Source organism: Polyangiaceae bacterium (genome assembly GCA_020633205.1).
In the GTDB taxonomy this organism is placed as follows: Bacteria; Myxococcota_A; Polyangia; order Polyangiales; family Polyangiaceae; genus JAHBVY01.
Window position 1 is genome coordinate 536,856 of record JACKEB010000013.1, and the last position, 13,413, is coordinate 550,268.

The window sequence follows — 13,413 nt, forward strand, 5'->3', positions numbered from 1 at the left end:
GCGCGGCTGGAGCTACGGGTCTAATAGATCGCTCGCGTCTTGCTGGGTGCTCTCGGCGCTGGGGAGCCAGCAGTTATCCAGGGTGTCGAGGTTCGTGAGACCCTGGTAGGGCAGGAAGCCAAGCTCCGCGAGGCAACGCTTGCCGTAGATCTCGTCGGGGCCTGCGCCGGCGATGTAGGCCGTCTGAAATAGATCCGTGGTGATCAGCGAGGGTCTATCCGTGGGGATCCCGTAGCGAAACATCTGGCGGGCTACGTTCCGCAGGTTCGTCGTCGTGTGGCGCGCGTGAGGATCGACGATGAGCACGTTCTCCGGCAGGGAGTATCGCTGCATCAGGTAGTGCTTCATCTCGATGGCTTCTGAGTAGGGCGTGCGATCCGGGTGCACATGGCCGCCGGAGAGCGCGATCAGCGGTGCCAGCCCTGCAGCGTAGCGCGCGGCGGCTTGATCGGCGCGGACGGCGCCCCGAGGGTCGAGGGGCGTGTCGAGATCCGTTGGGCCTTGTCCAGGGACGACGATCAGCGTGAAGGGGTACTTGCTGAAGTCGATGTTCGGGATGTTGGCGATCGCCGCGGAGTTCTCGCCGTCGGCCAGGGGCTCGTAGCGGGTGGGCTCGGGGCGATCGTTCGCTTCCAGCAACTTCGGCAGCAGGCGCAAGAGCGGCGCGTAGAAGGGCTCCGAAGAGGCACTCCCGGCGGCGCTCTCTAGCAGAGGCTTCAACGTTTCCGTGGGGAGCGACGGAGCGTAGTCGTCCCAGGCCTTGTTCAGGTTGGCAGCTTCCTTCTGCCAGGCGCCCACGAAGAGCTCTGCGTCGCTCCCCGTCGCCTGCAAGATCGACGTGCCGCTGGGGCGCAGGTCGCTTGTGATGAGTGCTGCGATGCTGGCGTCGCTCGCGAGCGCTTGAAGCGCCATGGAGGCAACCTGCAAGTCGGCGTCTGACCACTTGAAGGCCAAACCCCAGCAGGCCGCGTCGGTGCAGCTCGTGAGGCTGTCGGTCATGGCGGTGGCGCGCGCGCTGGCTAGGCTCGCCAGGCTGCTGTCATTCTGAAGGGCGCTTACGCGAGCCGGCTCTGCCTCGATGGCTGTGAAGAGGTAGAAAGCCTTGTCCTGGAGCAGCGAGCTCGAGCTTCGCAGCGCGTAGCTGGGCACGAAACCGTGCGGATCCTGGGCGGTGTAGGTCGGGCACTTGGCGGGATCCAAGGCGCTCAGATCGGGCGCGTCTGAGTTGGCGTCCGCTGGAGCGTCAGTCCCGGCGTCGGTGTTGCCTCCGGCGCCTGACGTCCCACCGGAGCCCACGCTGCCGGTGTGTTTGGGGTCGCTGCTGCATGCTGTCCACGTGGCGATCAGCAGCGCACAGGCGGTGAGGGAAAGCGCCTTCATGGGCTGGATCCTGCCGGAAGCAGCGCTGAAAAGATACAAGCGCCGCGGACTTTGAAGTTCAGTTCAATCAGTTCTGGAACCTGGCGCCATACGGCGTGTCTCAGCGCGCTCCCGAATGACTTGTTCTGCACAATGCGGCTTATTGCTCCTCGCCTTGCTACCCGCCAGAGCCGATCTGCGGTTCGTAGGTCGAGTGACCTCTGCGCTGGCTCAAGCCACCGAGCGCGGCGCGAACCGCGAGCTTGCCACTGGCGCCAGCGCCGAGTTCGAGCGCCTGATGAAGCCGTGGTGGGGTCCCCAGCGCTGTCCGAGGTTACCGTGAGGATACGATCCGCGTTGGGCGTGCTCGTCGTGAGCCCGATGTTGAGCTGTAGCGCCTCCAAGCCGCCAGAGCCCGCGGCGCTGGTCGATGCGCCTAAGCCTCCGCCGACCGCATCCGCGAGTGTCGAGCCCGAGGAGCTGACACAGCCGCGTGGACTAGGCGAAGACGCGATGTGCTTCAACGCGAAGTACTCTCCAGACGCGCTTGCGAGTGAAAGCAGCGAACTCATGCAGTCCGAGTGCGAGGCGATGGGTTGCTGCAACCACTTGCGTGGCCTGCAGGGCACGCCTCTCGCCGACGCCGATTGGCGCCGAGCGCTACTCCAAGCGAGCTCCATGGGTAGAGCGATGCACCTGCATGCACGGGGGCGCGCGAAGTTCGACGTCGTGTTTCCCGCGACGCGCCTCGAGAGTCGGAGCACCGAGGAGAGCACCCCAATCCACTCCTGTGGTAGCTGGTCCGCCTGTGGCTACTTCGTGCGCAGCTGGCGGAGCCGCCTGAGCGTCGCGCTCACACACCCAGCGCTATCGGAGAGCTGCGCAACGCCAACTGACGAAGCGTGCGCCGAAGCCGCCGCGAAGCTGCCCGAAGCAGACCGTTTCAGCGCTTGGTACCAGTGCATCGACGGGGCGCGCCCGCTGACCTTCAATGTGGAGGAGCTGGGAACCGAGGCTGAGCTGGGAGCGCCGAAGCGCCCGCAGCAGGGCTACCTCTTGGCGCATGAGCTCGCCAATCCGGGCGCTTTCAGTACGGCGCTGTTCGGCACGAAGCAGGCCTTGCGGGTGGATCGCGATGGAACCGTGTGGAAATGGGAGGTCGGTTGTGAGGAAATCGATGAGGCGTTGTGGGTGAGCCACGTCGTCGGCGCGCTGTCCCCCCGGCGCGCTGCGCGCAGCGTCGCGTTGCCGGAACCGATGTTGCCCATCGCCCATCGCAGCTATCCAGCTTCACCCAGGCGAGGCCCAGTAATGGACGAGATCCCGTATCAGTGGCTCGCTTCAAGCGCTGTCGGGCAGACGCGGTGGGTGCAGGGTCGCGGCGCCTGCGAAGCAACCACGGCCTACCGCAAGCTGCGTGTGGAAGCCCTGCTCAGGCCGCGGCGTGAGAGCTTGACCCAAGCCGGCAAGCTCGGCGCCCAGTACTCACTCGCTGCCCTCAAGTGCACCGCGAGCAAAGTCGGCAGCGATGGCTGTGCGGAGTTCGAGCGGCTGATGAAGCCGCTGTGGGGTAAGCAGGTATGCCGAAAATTGCCGTGAGGAAAATGGTGACCCGCTGCGCGCGACTCCGAACGACGCTCGTCGGCGTAGCAGCACTGGCCTGCAGCAGTGCCCCGATGCGAGTAGACCAGCCAGCAGTTGTTCGGGCACCAGAAGCGGGCGATCTCACCGTCTCCGGAAGCTCCGTTGTCGCGACCAGGGACCGGGATTGGGGGGAGAGTGCCATGTGCTTCAACGTGGAGTACTCCGCGGCAGCCCTCGCGAGTGAAGACGTCGATTTGCTGCTGGAGGAATGCAAGGTGCACGGGTGTTGCCGCCACCTGGAGTCGCTCGAAGGCAAGTTGGAGCTAGATGCTGATCTGCGCGAAACGATTCTTCAGGCTAGTTCCTTGGGGAAGCTGGTCGCGGAGCAGGGCGCTGAGGTGAAGTTCCCAAGGACTTCGCAGCCCAACCGCACGGCGATCGAGAGTTCACCGATGAGGTCGTGCGGCTCCTGGGTTCAGTGCGGCGTCTCGGTACAGCGCTGGTTGCGCCGGATGGCCTTGTTCTTGAGTGTCGACAACTTCGTGGGGATGCCATCCCTCGATTCATGTCAGGAGGGGAACGAAGCAAAGTGCGCTGCGCATGCGGCCGAAGCCGATCGCGAGGACCAGTTCTCCGAGTGGTACGCCTGCATGGATGACGCCCGAGCTCCTAGGTGGGACTTGCCCGGATCGAACGCGGACGTGAGTCTGCCGATGGTTCCGACGCGCGGCTACTTCGTGGGACACGACGAGAGCAGGCACCCGAGTGCGTTCATTGCGGCCTCTCTCGGGACAGGTGAGGTACTCTGGGTCGAGTACGGAGGTACCGCGTGGAAATGGGATATCCCGTGCGGCGAACTCGCGGAGGCTTTCTGGGTCGCGCAGGCGGTGCCCTCCCTGCTGCGCTACCGACCAGCGGTGGCGGTGACGCTGCCATTTCCCATGCAGCCGCAAGCGGAGTCACGTCATGTCGTGGTCGCTCCACATATTCGCAGCATCTTGGACGTCACCCACTATCAGTGGCTCGCAGCAAGCGACCTCGGACGCTCCCGCTGGAGACCCGACCGCACAGTCTGTGACCGCGGAAACAGCTACCGTCGCATCGTCGTGGAGGAGTTCCTCAGCCCGCGCCGAGGCTTGCTTCGCGCCGCGGGCACTCTCGGCCCCCAGTATTCGGAGGCTGCCTTCAAGTGCACTCAGAGCCCGATCGATAGCGGTGGCTGCGCGGAGTTCGAGCGGTTGATGAAGCCGCTGTGGGGAAAACAGCGCTGCCCGGCGCCACCTTGACGGTGAGGTGAATTCGCTCAGAAGCATTGCCAACTCGAGTTGCCGCCGCAGACGCCGTGCTCGCACTGCGACCAGCACTCGGTATCGAACTGGCAGGTCTCGCCATCACCGCGAACCGGCTCGCACAGCCCGGTGTGACAGTAGTAGTTGGGCTCACAGCTCGAACGCTCGCGCGCAGTGACGGCACACGCCTCGCCTCGGGTGGCGGGCACATCACAGGTGCCCACTTGAGGCAAGTCAACGAGGTCCAGGTTGCAGAACATCGGCGGGGTGCACTCCAGGTCGAGTTCGCAGCGCGCATGCTGCTGAAGCGCCCCTACGGAACACACGTCTTGGCAGAGCAGGGACGCCTCGCAGGGCGTTTCGGCATCGCAAGGCTCGCCAGCCACTGGCCTAGGCCGACACCGAAACTCCCCTGAGTTGATTTCGTCGCAGTATGCGCCTGGCACACAGTCGTTCTGTCGCCCTCGACAGAGTTCGCCAACTTCTAAGAGGGTCACGCACTCAGGGAGTTGCTCGCCTTCGCATCGACAGACGCTGTTTGCGCCGCAGTCTGAATCCCGCTGACAGGTCGTCGGAGACGCCTCAGTCCCGCCTGAAGAACAGCCGACGGCAATCAGCACAAGCGCGGCTAAAACGCGTCGCATCGTACCGAGTATCAGAGAGCCGCTTGGCGGCGACAAGCGGGGATCAGGGACCGCGCGGTCCCTCGTGAGTTCGCCGCCCGTGGTGACCAAGCACGAGACGGCGAACGGTCGAAGCCTGGCGGTGCGAATGTTAGGTGTGGGAATGGGAACCACGCTCTGACAGTGGAGCACACCGTAAGTGTTTCGACGCGGTTGCAAGCGCTTCGTCCCAATGATCGCGCGAGCTTCAAGCGGCGGAAGGCATCATGCGGCGGAAGGCGAAAGGAATCATGCGCCGAATAGGCGTTTGGCTGAACGCACCTAGATGTGAGCAAGCGTTTCCACGCGGACGCGATACGGTGCGAGTCGGATTCCGCGCACACGGTATTCGGCGCGTCACGCAATTGCCTCTAGTCATTTAAAGTGAGGCGTGGCACTTTCTACTCTTACCCCTCGTGCGCGCCTTCAGATCGAAGGCGCGCGGCGCACACGTGTAGGCGGCAGTGCGCGATAGGACCACTCGACTGGAGGCGCTGATGAAGAAGCTGGCGGTGCTGTTGGGCCTGGTGAGCTGTGGACTGATCACGAATCTCGCGTCTGCGGAGGTGCGAGATCCTCTCGGGCCTTGGGAGGTGCTGGGGCCTGACTACCAGGCTACGGATCCCCTCGATTTGGCGAGCTACGAGTGGGAGTACTTCACGATTCAGAACGAAGACGACAGCTTCGTTGGCATCATCGGCTACGTGATCGCAGATCCTCGAGGATCTGGTGAAGGCGGCATTGCTTTGGTCCCCGCAGGCGGGAACATCGCCGTCGCAGGCATGCGCCCGGGCCAATCCGCCAGCGCCGAGTTCTTGACCTACGGCTTGGCCAACACCTTCGCCTCGACCACCGAGAAGGTGATGTACGTGAGCGATCCCAGCTCCGATCACTTCGCGAACATCGAGCCTGCCCCTGGCGCCACCAGCGCCCATCCGGCGCTGGCGCTAACGGGGCGCAGTGCGGACTACGAGTGGGATCTGGTGGTGACGCCGGACTTCGAAGAGTACCTCCCGCTGAAGGAAGTCGGCCCGGACGCCGCGTTCTCGGCCGTACGGGGCGATGACGTGGGGCTCCTACCGGGGGAGAACTGGACTGTCGACGCCGTGTGGCCGCGCACCCATGTGCAGGGCACGATGGTCGAGCGTGCGACGGGACAGTTGATCCCGATCAACGCGCGCGGCTACCGCGAGAACTCCTTCGGGCGCTACCTGCTCTCCCTCGATGGTTGGGATTTCGCAGTCTTCAGCGACACCCAGAAGCGGGTGCAGACGATGTTCCAGACCTACCATCGCTCGACCACCATCGACTACTTCGACATCGCGTTTCCGGACGAAAACGGTCAACCTCGGAACGTGCGCTTCCGCCCGAGCCGTGGAGAGCTAGGTTGGTTCCATCCGAACTGGACCTTCGATGGCCGAGCCAAGCAGTGCGTGCCAGAGAAGACCTGGATGATCGCCGACAACGGCGAGTACCGCGTTGAGCTCAGTGTCGACATGAGCGCCTCCCAGAGCGTGCCCTACGCGCCGTTCCTCGACGACTCGACTATCGGCACTGCTGTGTTCTTCATCATGGAGCAGTTCCCGACGTTGAACGGTGTGGTCCGTCGCGCGGACAACGGTCAAGTCATCACCACGTTCGCGGGCAGGGCGGGGGGTGAGTTCGCCTTCCACAAGGGGCTGTTCAATAGACGCTCGGACTTCGCGTGTTGGTTGTCCTTCGCACCGGTGTATCAGCACGCCTTCCCCAACTGAGCATCCCGCGGGGAGCCGTGCAGCGCGCGCGGCTCCTCAGCGCCAGCTGGCGCGGATGTCGACGTCAAACAGCGCGTGCTCTTCGACTTCCACCTCGCGACGCAGGTCGAGGTGCTTGAGCGTACCCTCCACGACTCCGACGTGAAATGCCGTGGGGAAATTACACACATTCTCGAGTCGCAGGATACCCGACGTGCCGTTCACTTCGAGCGCCTTTCCAGTGCCGTGGCTCGCCGCAATCGCATAGCCTTTCGCCGCCAAGCGCAACAGTTGCTGTGGGTCGCGACCGACGACGCCGAACAGCACGCGGCCAATCATCTGCTCCAGAAACATCGGGAACACGCAGTGCCCTAGACGCCGCAAGCCTTCACGGAGCGAGGCATTGGGGTACAGCTCAGGACACGCTTCCACTTCGAGCTTCAGCAGATCGACGTACGGGTAGTCTTTGAAAGCGCGATACGTGGGTTCGGCCCGCGCGACTCGGTTGAGCTTGCCGGCTTTCTTCAGCTCCCGCTGCACCATTGCGAAGAACATCCCTTTGGCAGTCGCCAGCGGCGACGCCTTCTCGATGTACAGCTGAGGGTCGATTGGGGCTTCCCAATCCGGAGCGTGGAAGGTCATGAGTGAGGGGGACTCGAAGGATGCCACAGGTCGCGTTTCGAGACAGCGACCAAGCGAGGCTGCTCGTCGCGATAGGCGTGGCGACCAGCGTGCCTCCTGAAGAAGCTGCGCTGTCGAAGAAGCTGCGCTCTCCCTGCTCGAGCCCTATCGAGCTGTCTTTCCGAGGAGCGTGCGCGCGATCACCATGCGCTGGATCTCCGAGGTGCCCTCCACGATACGCAGCACCCGCAGTGAGCGGAAATAGCGCTCCGTTGGGCAGTCTTTCATCCAGCCCATGCCACCGTGGATCTGCAGCACCCGGTCGCACACACGGTTGACCATCTCCGTTGCGTAGAGTTTGCACATGGAAAGTTCCCGCGTCGGGTCTTGACCGCCTGCGTCAACGAGCCACGACGTGTGGTAGACCATGTTGCGCGCGGCGTAGATCTCCGTAGCGCTGTCCGCGAGCATCCACTGCACGCCCTGACGCGCCCCGATCGGCTGCCCGAAAGCCTGGCGCTGACCTGCGTAGTCCACTCCGAGGCTCAACAGGTAGTCCGCAACCCCGACGCAGTTCGCTGCTATCTGCAAGCGCCCGATGCCGAGGAAGGTCATTGCCGTGAGGAACGCCATGCCCTCTTGCCCGACCAGGTTCTTTGCTGGCACCTCAGCGTCCTCGAAGACGATCTCTGTTTGCCCTTCGAAGCCCGCCATCGCCCGGTGAGCGCGTCCGACCTGGTACATACCAGGCTCGACGATGAACGCGCTGATGCCGCCCTTCGCACCCTTGCTCGGATCGTTGGTGGCGAACACGACGCCCCAGTCGGCGTGCTTGCCGTTGGTGATGAAGTGCTTGGTGCCGTTGAGGATCCACTTGTCACCCCGTTTTTCCGCGCGGGTACTGATGTGCTGCGCGTCGGAGCCTGCTCCAGGCTCGCTCAACATGAAGCACGCGCTGGTCTCGCCCGCGATCAACGGGGTCAGGTAGTGTTCACGCTGCTCGGCGTTGAACATCAGGTGCATCGGAGAAGGACCTTCGGGTCCAGCGATGGCGTAGCTCGCGAGGAAGCTACCGCTCCTGCCGCACGCCTCGCGCAGCACCGATGACTGCAGGTTCGAGAAGCCGCCGCCGCCGACTTCTTCCGGCATGTGGTGCGAGTAGAAGCCGAGATCCGCCGCTTGCTTGCGCACCCGCTTGACGATCTCCGTCGGGATCCCCTGGTCCGGATCTAGCTGTTCTTTCGTCTCGAGGGGGATCAGCTCCTCCTTCACCCAGCGGGTGAAAGCATCGCGGACGGCGCGGGTCTCTTCGCTCAGCGTGAAGTCCATAGGTGTTCATAACGCGGCGGCCGAGCGGCGCATACAGGGCGCTTGCCCTTGCGCGGCCCTCGTGTGAAGCAGGGCCTGTGCGCTGGGCCTCACCCCCAAAAACCGAGAGCGAGCTAGCGGCTCGCGCTGAGGCGCTGGCGGGCCAGACGCTTGCGCAGCTTGCGGCACGTTGTGAAGTCGAGCCGCCACCGGATTTGCGTCGGCACAAGGGCTGGGTGGGGAGCTTGATGGAGGCGCTGCTCGGCGCGAGCGCGGGTTCCAAGGCGGACGCGGACTTTCCTGAGCTCGGGGTCGAGCTGAAGACGCTGCCGGTGGATCAGCGGGGGCTGCCGTGTGAGTCCACGTTCGTGACCAGCATCCCGCTGCTCGAGATTGGGGATGTGGAGTTCGAGCGGTCCCGCGTGGTGCGCAAGCTCTCTCGCGTACTCTGGGTACCCGTTCAGGGTACTCGCAGCATCCCGCTCGCTGCGCGCGTCGTCGGGACGCCGCTCTTGTGGAGCCCGAGCGAGGCGCAGCTGTCGGCGCTGCGAGATGACTGGGAAGAGCTGTGCTTGTACATCGCGCGTGGCGAGATCGAGGCCATCACCGGGCACCTCGGAAAGTTTTTGCAGGTGCGCCCCAAAGCAGCTCATGGTGGCGTGAGGCGTCTGGCTCACGACGCAGATGGCGCCCGACTGCTGGCAAACCCTAAAGGTTTCTACCTGCGTGCGCGTTTCACCGCGGAGATCCTCCGTGCCCACTACCACCTGCCCGAATCGCGGGGTCGCCAGGATTTCTGAAACCGTTGCGCCGCCGCTAGCGTAGGCACCTGCGATGAAGCTCTCTCCGGGTCAAGACGCGCCACTGTTCTTCGCAAGCACGTGGGACGATCAACCGATTGAGCTGAAGGTCCTGCGGGGCAAGCCTGTGTGGCTCGCCTTCTTTCGCTACGCCGCGTGTCCGCTGTGCAATCTCCGTGTGCACCAGATGATTCAGCGCTTCGATGCCTACCAGAGTCGCGGGCTACAAGTGCTGGCCGTGTTCCAGTCGCCCGCTGAGAAGATGGCGGAGTACGTCGGCAAGCAGGCTCCGCCGTTTCCGTTGATCGCCGACCCTGAAGAGGGATTGTACGCCCGCTATGGCTTGGGCAACTCGCTGCTCGGTTTCGCAGCACCGCGGAACCTGAAGAAGGCAATGGAGGCCGCTCGCGCCGGCTTCGTACCAGGCGTCCCGGACGGCACAGTCACTCGCTTGCCTGCGGATTTCTTGATTGATGCGGGTGGAGTGATCCGCGACGTCTACTACGCCCCAGAGATCGGCGAACACATCCCGTTTGAGCGAGTTGAAGCGTTCATCGACAGCCAGGCGCGGGCCGCAGCTGCTCAAGCCACACCCTGAGAACTGCTGGACCTGGGTTCAGTTCCCTGGGGAACTAAGCACAACGCGCTCCAGCTCGCCAGCTCGGTCGTCTCCCAGCAATCCGCGGACGAGTAGCTGAACGCCCCCAGGCTGTTCCGAAGCAAGCACGTAGTTCAGAGGGCGTTCTCCACGACGCGCTGGCGCCAGCGGGCTCGGCCTGAGCTCCAGCGCAGCCGGTCTCGGGCCGCCTCCACCGGCGGTGACGATGAACGCCTTGTCTCCGTGGGCTCCGCGCTCACCGTCCTTCAAGCCGAAGCGTTCATAGCCGTGAGCGTGACCGCTGAACCACGCTCGCGCCTTGCCATGGCTGAGGAAGCTCTTCACCAGCTCTTGCAGGCGCGGCTCTGGGTGCCCCCACGGCCCAAGAGAGTAAACCGGGTGATGGGAGAAGACGAACACCTGGTTCACACCCGGATCGGCCTCGAAGCGCTCTAGCTCACTCTCGAAGAAGCACTTCTGCTCCTCCCACCGCGCGTCGTAGAAGTCCTCCAGGTCTGTCGTCTGGTTCGATCCGCGGCGGCGCAGGCGCGGTGCGGGGAGTGGCTTGAGCCCCTTGATGCGTTGCCTTGGGGAAATGAACAGGTTGCTGTCCAGCATCACGAGCCCGATGTGCCCTAGCTGACGTGAGTAGTAGCGTTGCCCGTCCAGCCCCAGAAAGCGCGCAGCGAGCTGTTGCTCTGTCGTGCGCTCTGAGCTGAAACGCCAGTATTCGTGGTTACCCCACATTGGCAGCACCGGCGTCGTACGCGGGAGCTTCGCAAACAGCTGGTCGAAGTGTTCCCAGTCGGAGTTCGAGCCACCATCGAACACCAGATCTCCCACCAGGACGAGTGCTGCGGGATCCTTGGCGACCAGGTCAGCGATCAACTTTGGTTGCAGCTCGGAGTTGTCTTCTCGACACAGCACGACGCGTTCGAACCACGACGTCCTCTGCGTATCCCCGAGGATGGCAAGCGCTCCCTTTCGCTGCTCCAGGGCAGGTTGACCTGCCTTGAATGCTGGCACTCGCGGAGGCGCCACACCGCAGCCGAAGGCCAGCAGAGCCACGATCCAGATCGCCTTCGGCACGGCGCCTAGGCTTGCTCCTGTAGCTGCCGAACCCGATCGACTACCCGCATCAGCTGTCGCATGCACGGCTCGCAGTCTCGCCCACAACAGCTCCGCCACGCATCATCCTCGCGCAGCAAGAGCTCCTCCACGTAGCCGACGTAGAGCTCGTCCAGCATGTTTTCATGCATGGCCTGTTGGATGAGTCGCTTGAGGTCCGACATCGGGGACGCGGGGGTTTTGGGGGTGAGGGCGGGTCAGCCAGAGTATGGCAGGCAGCCGTGCTGCGCCATGAGGCAAGCTTTGCTAGATTGCCAGCGAGGCACCGCAGCGCTTGGCTAACATCGGGTACATCCAGGTCGTTCGACACTGCAACCACTTCTGTGGGTTCTGTTCCAATCCGACGACGCCGTATACCCACACCTTCGACAGCATGAAGGTGCTCGTCGACGACTTCGTGAAGCGAGGTTACTTCGGCGTCATCCTCACCGGCGGCGAGCCGACCTTGCACCCAGAGCTGCCGCGTATCTGCGAGTACGCTCGCAACAGCGGGCTCCACGTGCGCATGATCACGAACGGCTCGCGCCTGGCGGATCCAGACTTCGCTCGCCAGATGGGCGACGCGGGGTTGCAGCTCGTCCACGTCTCTGTGTACAGCGTGCGCCCTGAGGTGGAGTCGGTGTTGCGGGGCATGGACGGCACACTGCCGAAGGCGTTTGCTGCCGTGCGGAATGCGCATGAGCATGGCGTCGAGGTCAACATCAACTGCGTGATCAACCGCTTGAACGCGGACCACCTGCACGAGAACATCCAGTACTGGATCGAGAACCACCCCTATATTCGCCACTTCGTCTGGAACAACCTGGACCCTTCCATGGGGCGTGCTGAGGTGAATCAAGCACAGTTCACCCCGCGGCTGCGCGACTTCGAGGTCAGCCTCTTCAAAGCGCTACGGCTCCTGCATCGCAGCGGTCGCACATTCCGCGTGGAAAAAGTGCCACTTTGCTACATGACGGAGTTCGCCTGGGCGAGCACGGAGACTCGGAAGATCGTCAAGGGGGAGGAGCGCATCGTGCACTTCCTCGATCAGAAGCAGACCGTGCGGCAGACAGACTGGGAGCACATCTACTCGGAAGACTGCGGGCACTGCAGCCTACGCACGATCTGCGGTGGCTTGTTCGACCGCGGCAACGGCTACGACCCGGCTGAGCTGGCGCCGGTCTTCGTCGATCGCGATCAGATCGTGCTCCGCATCCTGAAGGACGAGAGCGACCCGAGTTTCCGCTTCACCAGCCTCGATGATTGGAAGCGTGACTTCGAGGCGCGCTGCGCGGAGACGCTAGCTGGCCAGCACTCCCAGCGTCCTCAGGGCCCAGAGCCCGATGAGCGCTTCCAAGATCCGAGCGCTCCCGCGGTGGGGCAGATCACGGAACAGGGGCAACGGCTCTACCAGGCGAAGCGCAAGAGCGAAGCGAAACGCGCAGAGCGCCTCGGCGTGTCCATGGAACACAGCGCCGACCGCGAAGACAAGTAGCGGAAATAGCTGGATTTCGTCGGCTAGCCCGGGAGCCGTGGTCGGATGTCGCGTTGCGTTATTCCCTACCAAGTGGTAGGGAACAGCCATCCGAGCGTTAGGACAGCTGATGGTGGCGACCCCTCACCCCCTACCCATGCGCGCGAAGATCCTGGTCGAGGCGACCCGGCTCTTCGCGAGGCACGGCTATGACGGCACGAGCCTGCAGGCGATCGCCGATGCCGTGGGGATCAAGAAACCGAGCTTGATCCATCACTTTGCCTCCAAGGACCTGCTTCGCCAAGCAGTGCTCGATGCACAGCTCGCGCACTGGAACGAGCTCTTGCCGCGTCTCGTGCTCGCGGCGGCGGCAGGCGAAGATCAGTTCGACGCGGTCACGCGGGAGATCGTGCGCTTCTTCAGCACCGACCCTGACCGCGCGCGGCTGCTCGTCCGTGAGGCGCTGGACCGGCCTGAGGACATGCAGGAGCGCTTCAGCCGCCTGGTCGTGCCCGTGGTCGGGAGCCTCGCGCAATTGATCCGGCGCGGGCGAGGCAAGGTTGTTCACGCCGACGTGGACGCGGAGGCGTACGTCTTTCATGCGATCAACCTGTTCATCAGTGGTGTCGCGTTCGCGGACAGCTTCCAGCGCCTGATGCCCGACGGAAAAAAGCGAGGACCAGCCCCGGAGCGCCTGACGCGAGAGCTGCTCAGGATCGGGAAGTCGAGCTTGATTCAACCGCGGACGCAGCAACCGAACGAACTGACTTGGTCGAGTCCTGCGCCCGTAAATGCTACTGCCTCGGGGAAACGCACGAATAAGTCCAAACCAAGAGCCTCGCGAGCGCCGAAGAGCGCCGCACGTGAAACGGAGTGAG

Annotated in this window: 13 protein-coding genes; 7 read left to right on the forward strand and 6 right to left on the reverse strand. The window is 63.8% G+C overall.

All coding sequences use genetic code 11. The annotated features are described in order from the left end of the window. Positions 1–12: 12 nt before the first annotated feature. Entirely contained in the window at positions 13–1,380 is a 1,368-nt protein-coding gene (locus H6718_18650) for a YdcF family protein (GenBank protein MCB9587427.1), read from the reverse strand. 318 nt (positions 1,381–1,698) lie between these two features. Between H6718_18650 and H6718_18655 the strand changes: the two genes are divergently transcribed. Beyond that, positions 1,699–2,958 carry a hypothetical protein gene (locus H6718_18655; protein MCB9587428.1) on the forward strand — a complete coding sequence of 420 codons (1,260 nt, stop codon included), beginning with the start codon at positions 1,699–1,701 and terminating at the stop codon, positions 2,956–2,958. 185 nt (positions 2,959–3,143) lie between these two features. Continuing rightward, positions 3,144–4,229 carry a hypothetical protein gene (locus H6718_18660; protein ID MCB9587429.1) on the forward strand — a complete coding sequence of 362 codons (1,086 nt, stop codon included), beginning with the start codon at positions 3,144–3,146 and terminating at the stop codon, positions 4,227–4,229. A 17-nt stretch (positions 4,230–4,246) separates the two neighbouring features. On the opposite strand, the gene H6718_18665 is transcribed toward H6718_18660, so the two are convergent. Further along, positions 4,247–4,618 (reverse strand): hypothetical protein, encoded by a 372-nt coding sequence (locus H6718_18665; GenBank protein ID MCB9587430.1) that lies wholly within the window; start codon positions 4,616–4,618, stop codon positions 4,247–4,249. 773 nt (positions 4,619–5,391) lie between these two features. On the opposite strand from H6718_18665, the gene H6718_18670 reads away from it, so the two are divergent. Beyond that, complete coding sequence (locus tag H6718_18670) at positions 5,392–6,648, forward strand: hypothetical protein (protein ID MCB9587431.1); 1,257 nt, start codon at positions 5,392–5,394, stop codon at positions 6,646–6,648. A gap of 36 nt (positions 6,649–6,684) precedes the next feature. Here the strand turns inward: H6718_18670 and H6718_18675 are convergent, their stop codons facing one another. Together H6718_18675 and H6718_18680 are read right to left on the reverse strand one after the other, a co-directional pair. Next, positions 6,685–7,269: a DUF2378 family protein gene (locus H6718_18675; GenBank protein ID MCB9587432.1), complete on the reverse strand. Its 585-nt coding sequence runs from the start codon at positions 7,267–7,269 to the stop codon at positions 6,685–6,687. 144 nt (positions 7,270–7,413) lie between these two features. Beyond that, entirely contained in the window at positions 7,414–8,577 is a 1,164-nt protein-coding gene (locus H6718_18680) for an acyl-CoA dehydrogenase family protein (GenBank protein MCB9587433.1), read from the reverse strand. Between the two features lie 77 nt (positions 8,578–8,654). Here H6718_18680 and mutH point away from each other — a divergent pair, with 77 nt between their 5' ends. Together mutH and H6718_18690 are read left to right on the forward strand one after the other, a co-directional pair. Beyond that, positions 8,655–9,356: a DNA mismatch repair endonuclease MutH gene (mutH, locus tag H6718_18685; protein MCB9587434.1), complete on the forward strand. Its 702-nt coding sequence runs from the start codon at positions 8,655–8,657 to the stop codon at positions 9,354–9,356. 34 nt (positions 9,357–9,390) lie between these two features. Then, complete coding sequence (locus H6718_18690; protein ID MCB9587435.1) at positions 9,391–9,954, forward strand: AhpC/TSA family protein; 564 nt, start codon at positions 9,391–9,393, stop codon at positions 9,952–9,954. Positions 9,955–9,972: 18 nt separating this feature from the next. On the opposite strand, the gene H6718_18695 is transcribed toward H6718_18690, so the two are convergent. Together H6718_18695 and H6718_18700 are read right to left on the reverse strand one after the other, a co-directional pair. Next, positions 9,973–11,043: a metallophosphoesterase gene (locus tag H6718_18695; protein ID MCB9587436.1), complete on the reverse strand. Its 1,071-nt coding sequence runs from the start codon at positions 11,041–11,043 to the stop codon at positions 9,973–9,975. Positions 11,044–11,048: 5 nt separating this feature from the next. After that, positions 11,049–11,246 (reverse strand): hypothetical protein, encoded by a 198-nt coding sequence (locus tag H6718_18700; GenBank protein ID MCB9587437.1) that lies wholly within the window; start codon positions 11,244–11,246, stop codon positions 11,049–11,051. Between the two features lie 110 nt (positions 11,247–11,356). Between H6718_18700 and H6718_18705 the strand changes: the two genes are divergently transcribed. Beyond that, the gene (locus H6718_18705) at positions 11,357–12,556 is read left to right on the forward strand and encodes a radical SAM protein (GenBank protein MCB9587438.1); all 1,200 of its coding nucleotides are present in this window, start codon (positions 11,357–11,359) and stop codon (positions 12,554–12,556) included. 136 nt (positions 12,557–12,692) lie between these two features. Then, positions 12,693–13,412, forward strand: a complete 720-nt coding sequence (locus H6718_18710) for a TetR/AcrR family transcriptional regulator (GenBank protein MCB9587439.1) — start codon at positions 12,693–12,695, stop codon at positions 13,410–13,412. The last annotated feature ends 1 nt before the right edge of the window (position 13,413 follow it).

What these genes read in the sequence shown, in the direction of transcription:
- H6718_18650 (MCB9587427.1), bottom strand. Translation starts at nt 1,380, where the DNA reads ATGAAGGCGCTTTCCCTCACCGCCTGTGCGCTGCTGATCGCCACGTGG.
- H6718_18660 (MCB9587429.1), top strand. Translation starts at nt 3,144, where the DNA reads ATGTGCTTCAACGTGGAGTACTCCGCGGCAGCCCTCGCGAGTGAAGAC.
- H6718_18670 (MCB9587431.1), top strand. Translation starts at nt 5,392, where the DNA reads ATGAAGAAGCTGGCGGTGCTGTTGGGCCTGGTGAGCTGTGGACTGATC.
- H6718_18675 (MCB9587432.1), bottom strand. Translation starts at nt 7,269, where the DNA reads ATGACCTTCCACGCTCCGGATTGGGAAGCCCCAATCGACCCTCAGCTG.
- H6718_18680 (MCB9587433.1), bottom strand. Translation starts at nt 8,577, where the DNA reads ATGGACTTCACGCTGAGCGAAGAGACCCGCGCCGTCCGCGATGCTTTC.
- H6718_18690 (MCB9587435.1), top strand. Translation starts at nt 9,391, where the DNA reads ATGAAGCTCTCTCCGGGTCAAGACGCGCCACTGTTCTTCGCAAGCACG.
- H6718_18700 (MCB9587437.1), bottom strand. Translation starts at nt 11,246, where the DNA reads ATGTCGGACCTCAAGCGACTCATCCAACAGGCCATGCATGAAAACATG.
- H6718_18710 (MCB9587439.1), top strand. Translation starts at nt 12,693, where the DNA reads ATGCGCGCGAAGATCCTGGTCGAGGCGACCCGGCTCTTCGCGAGGCAC.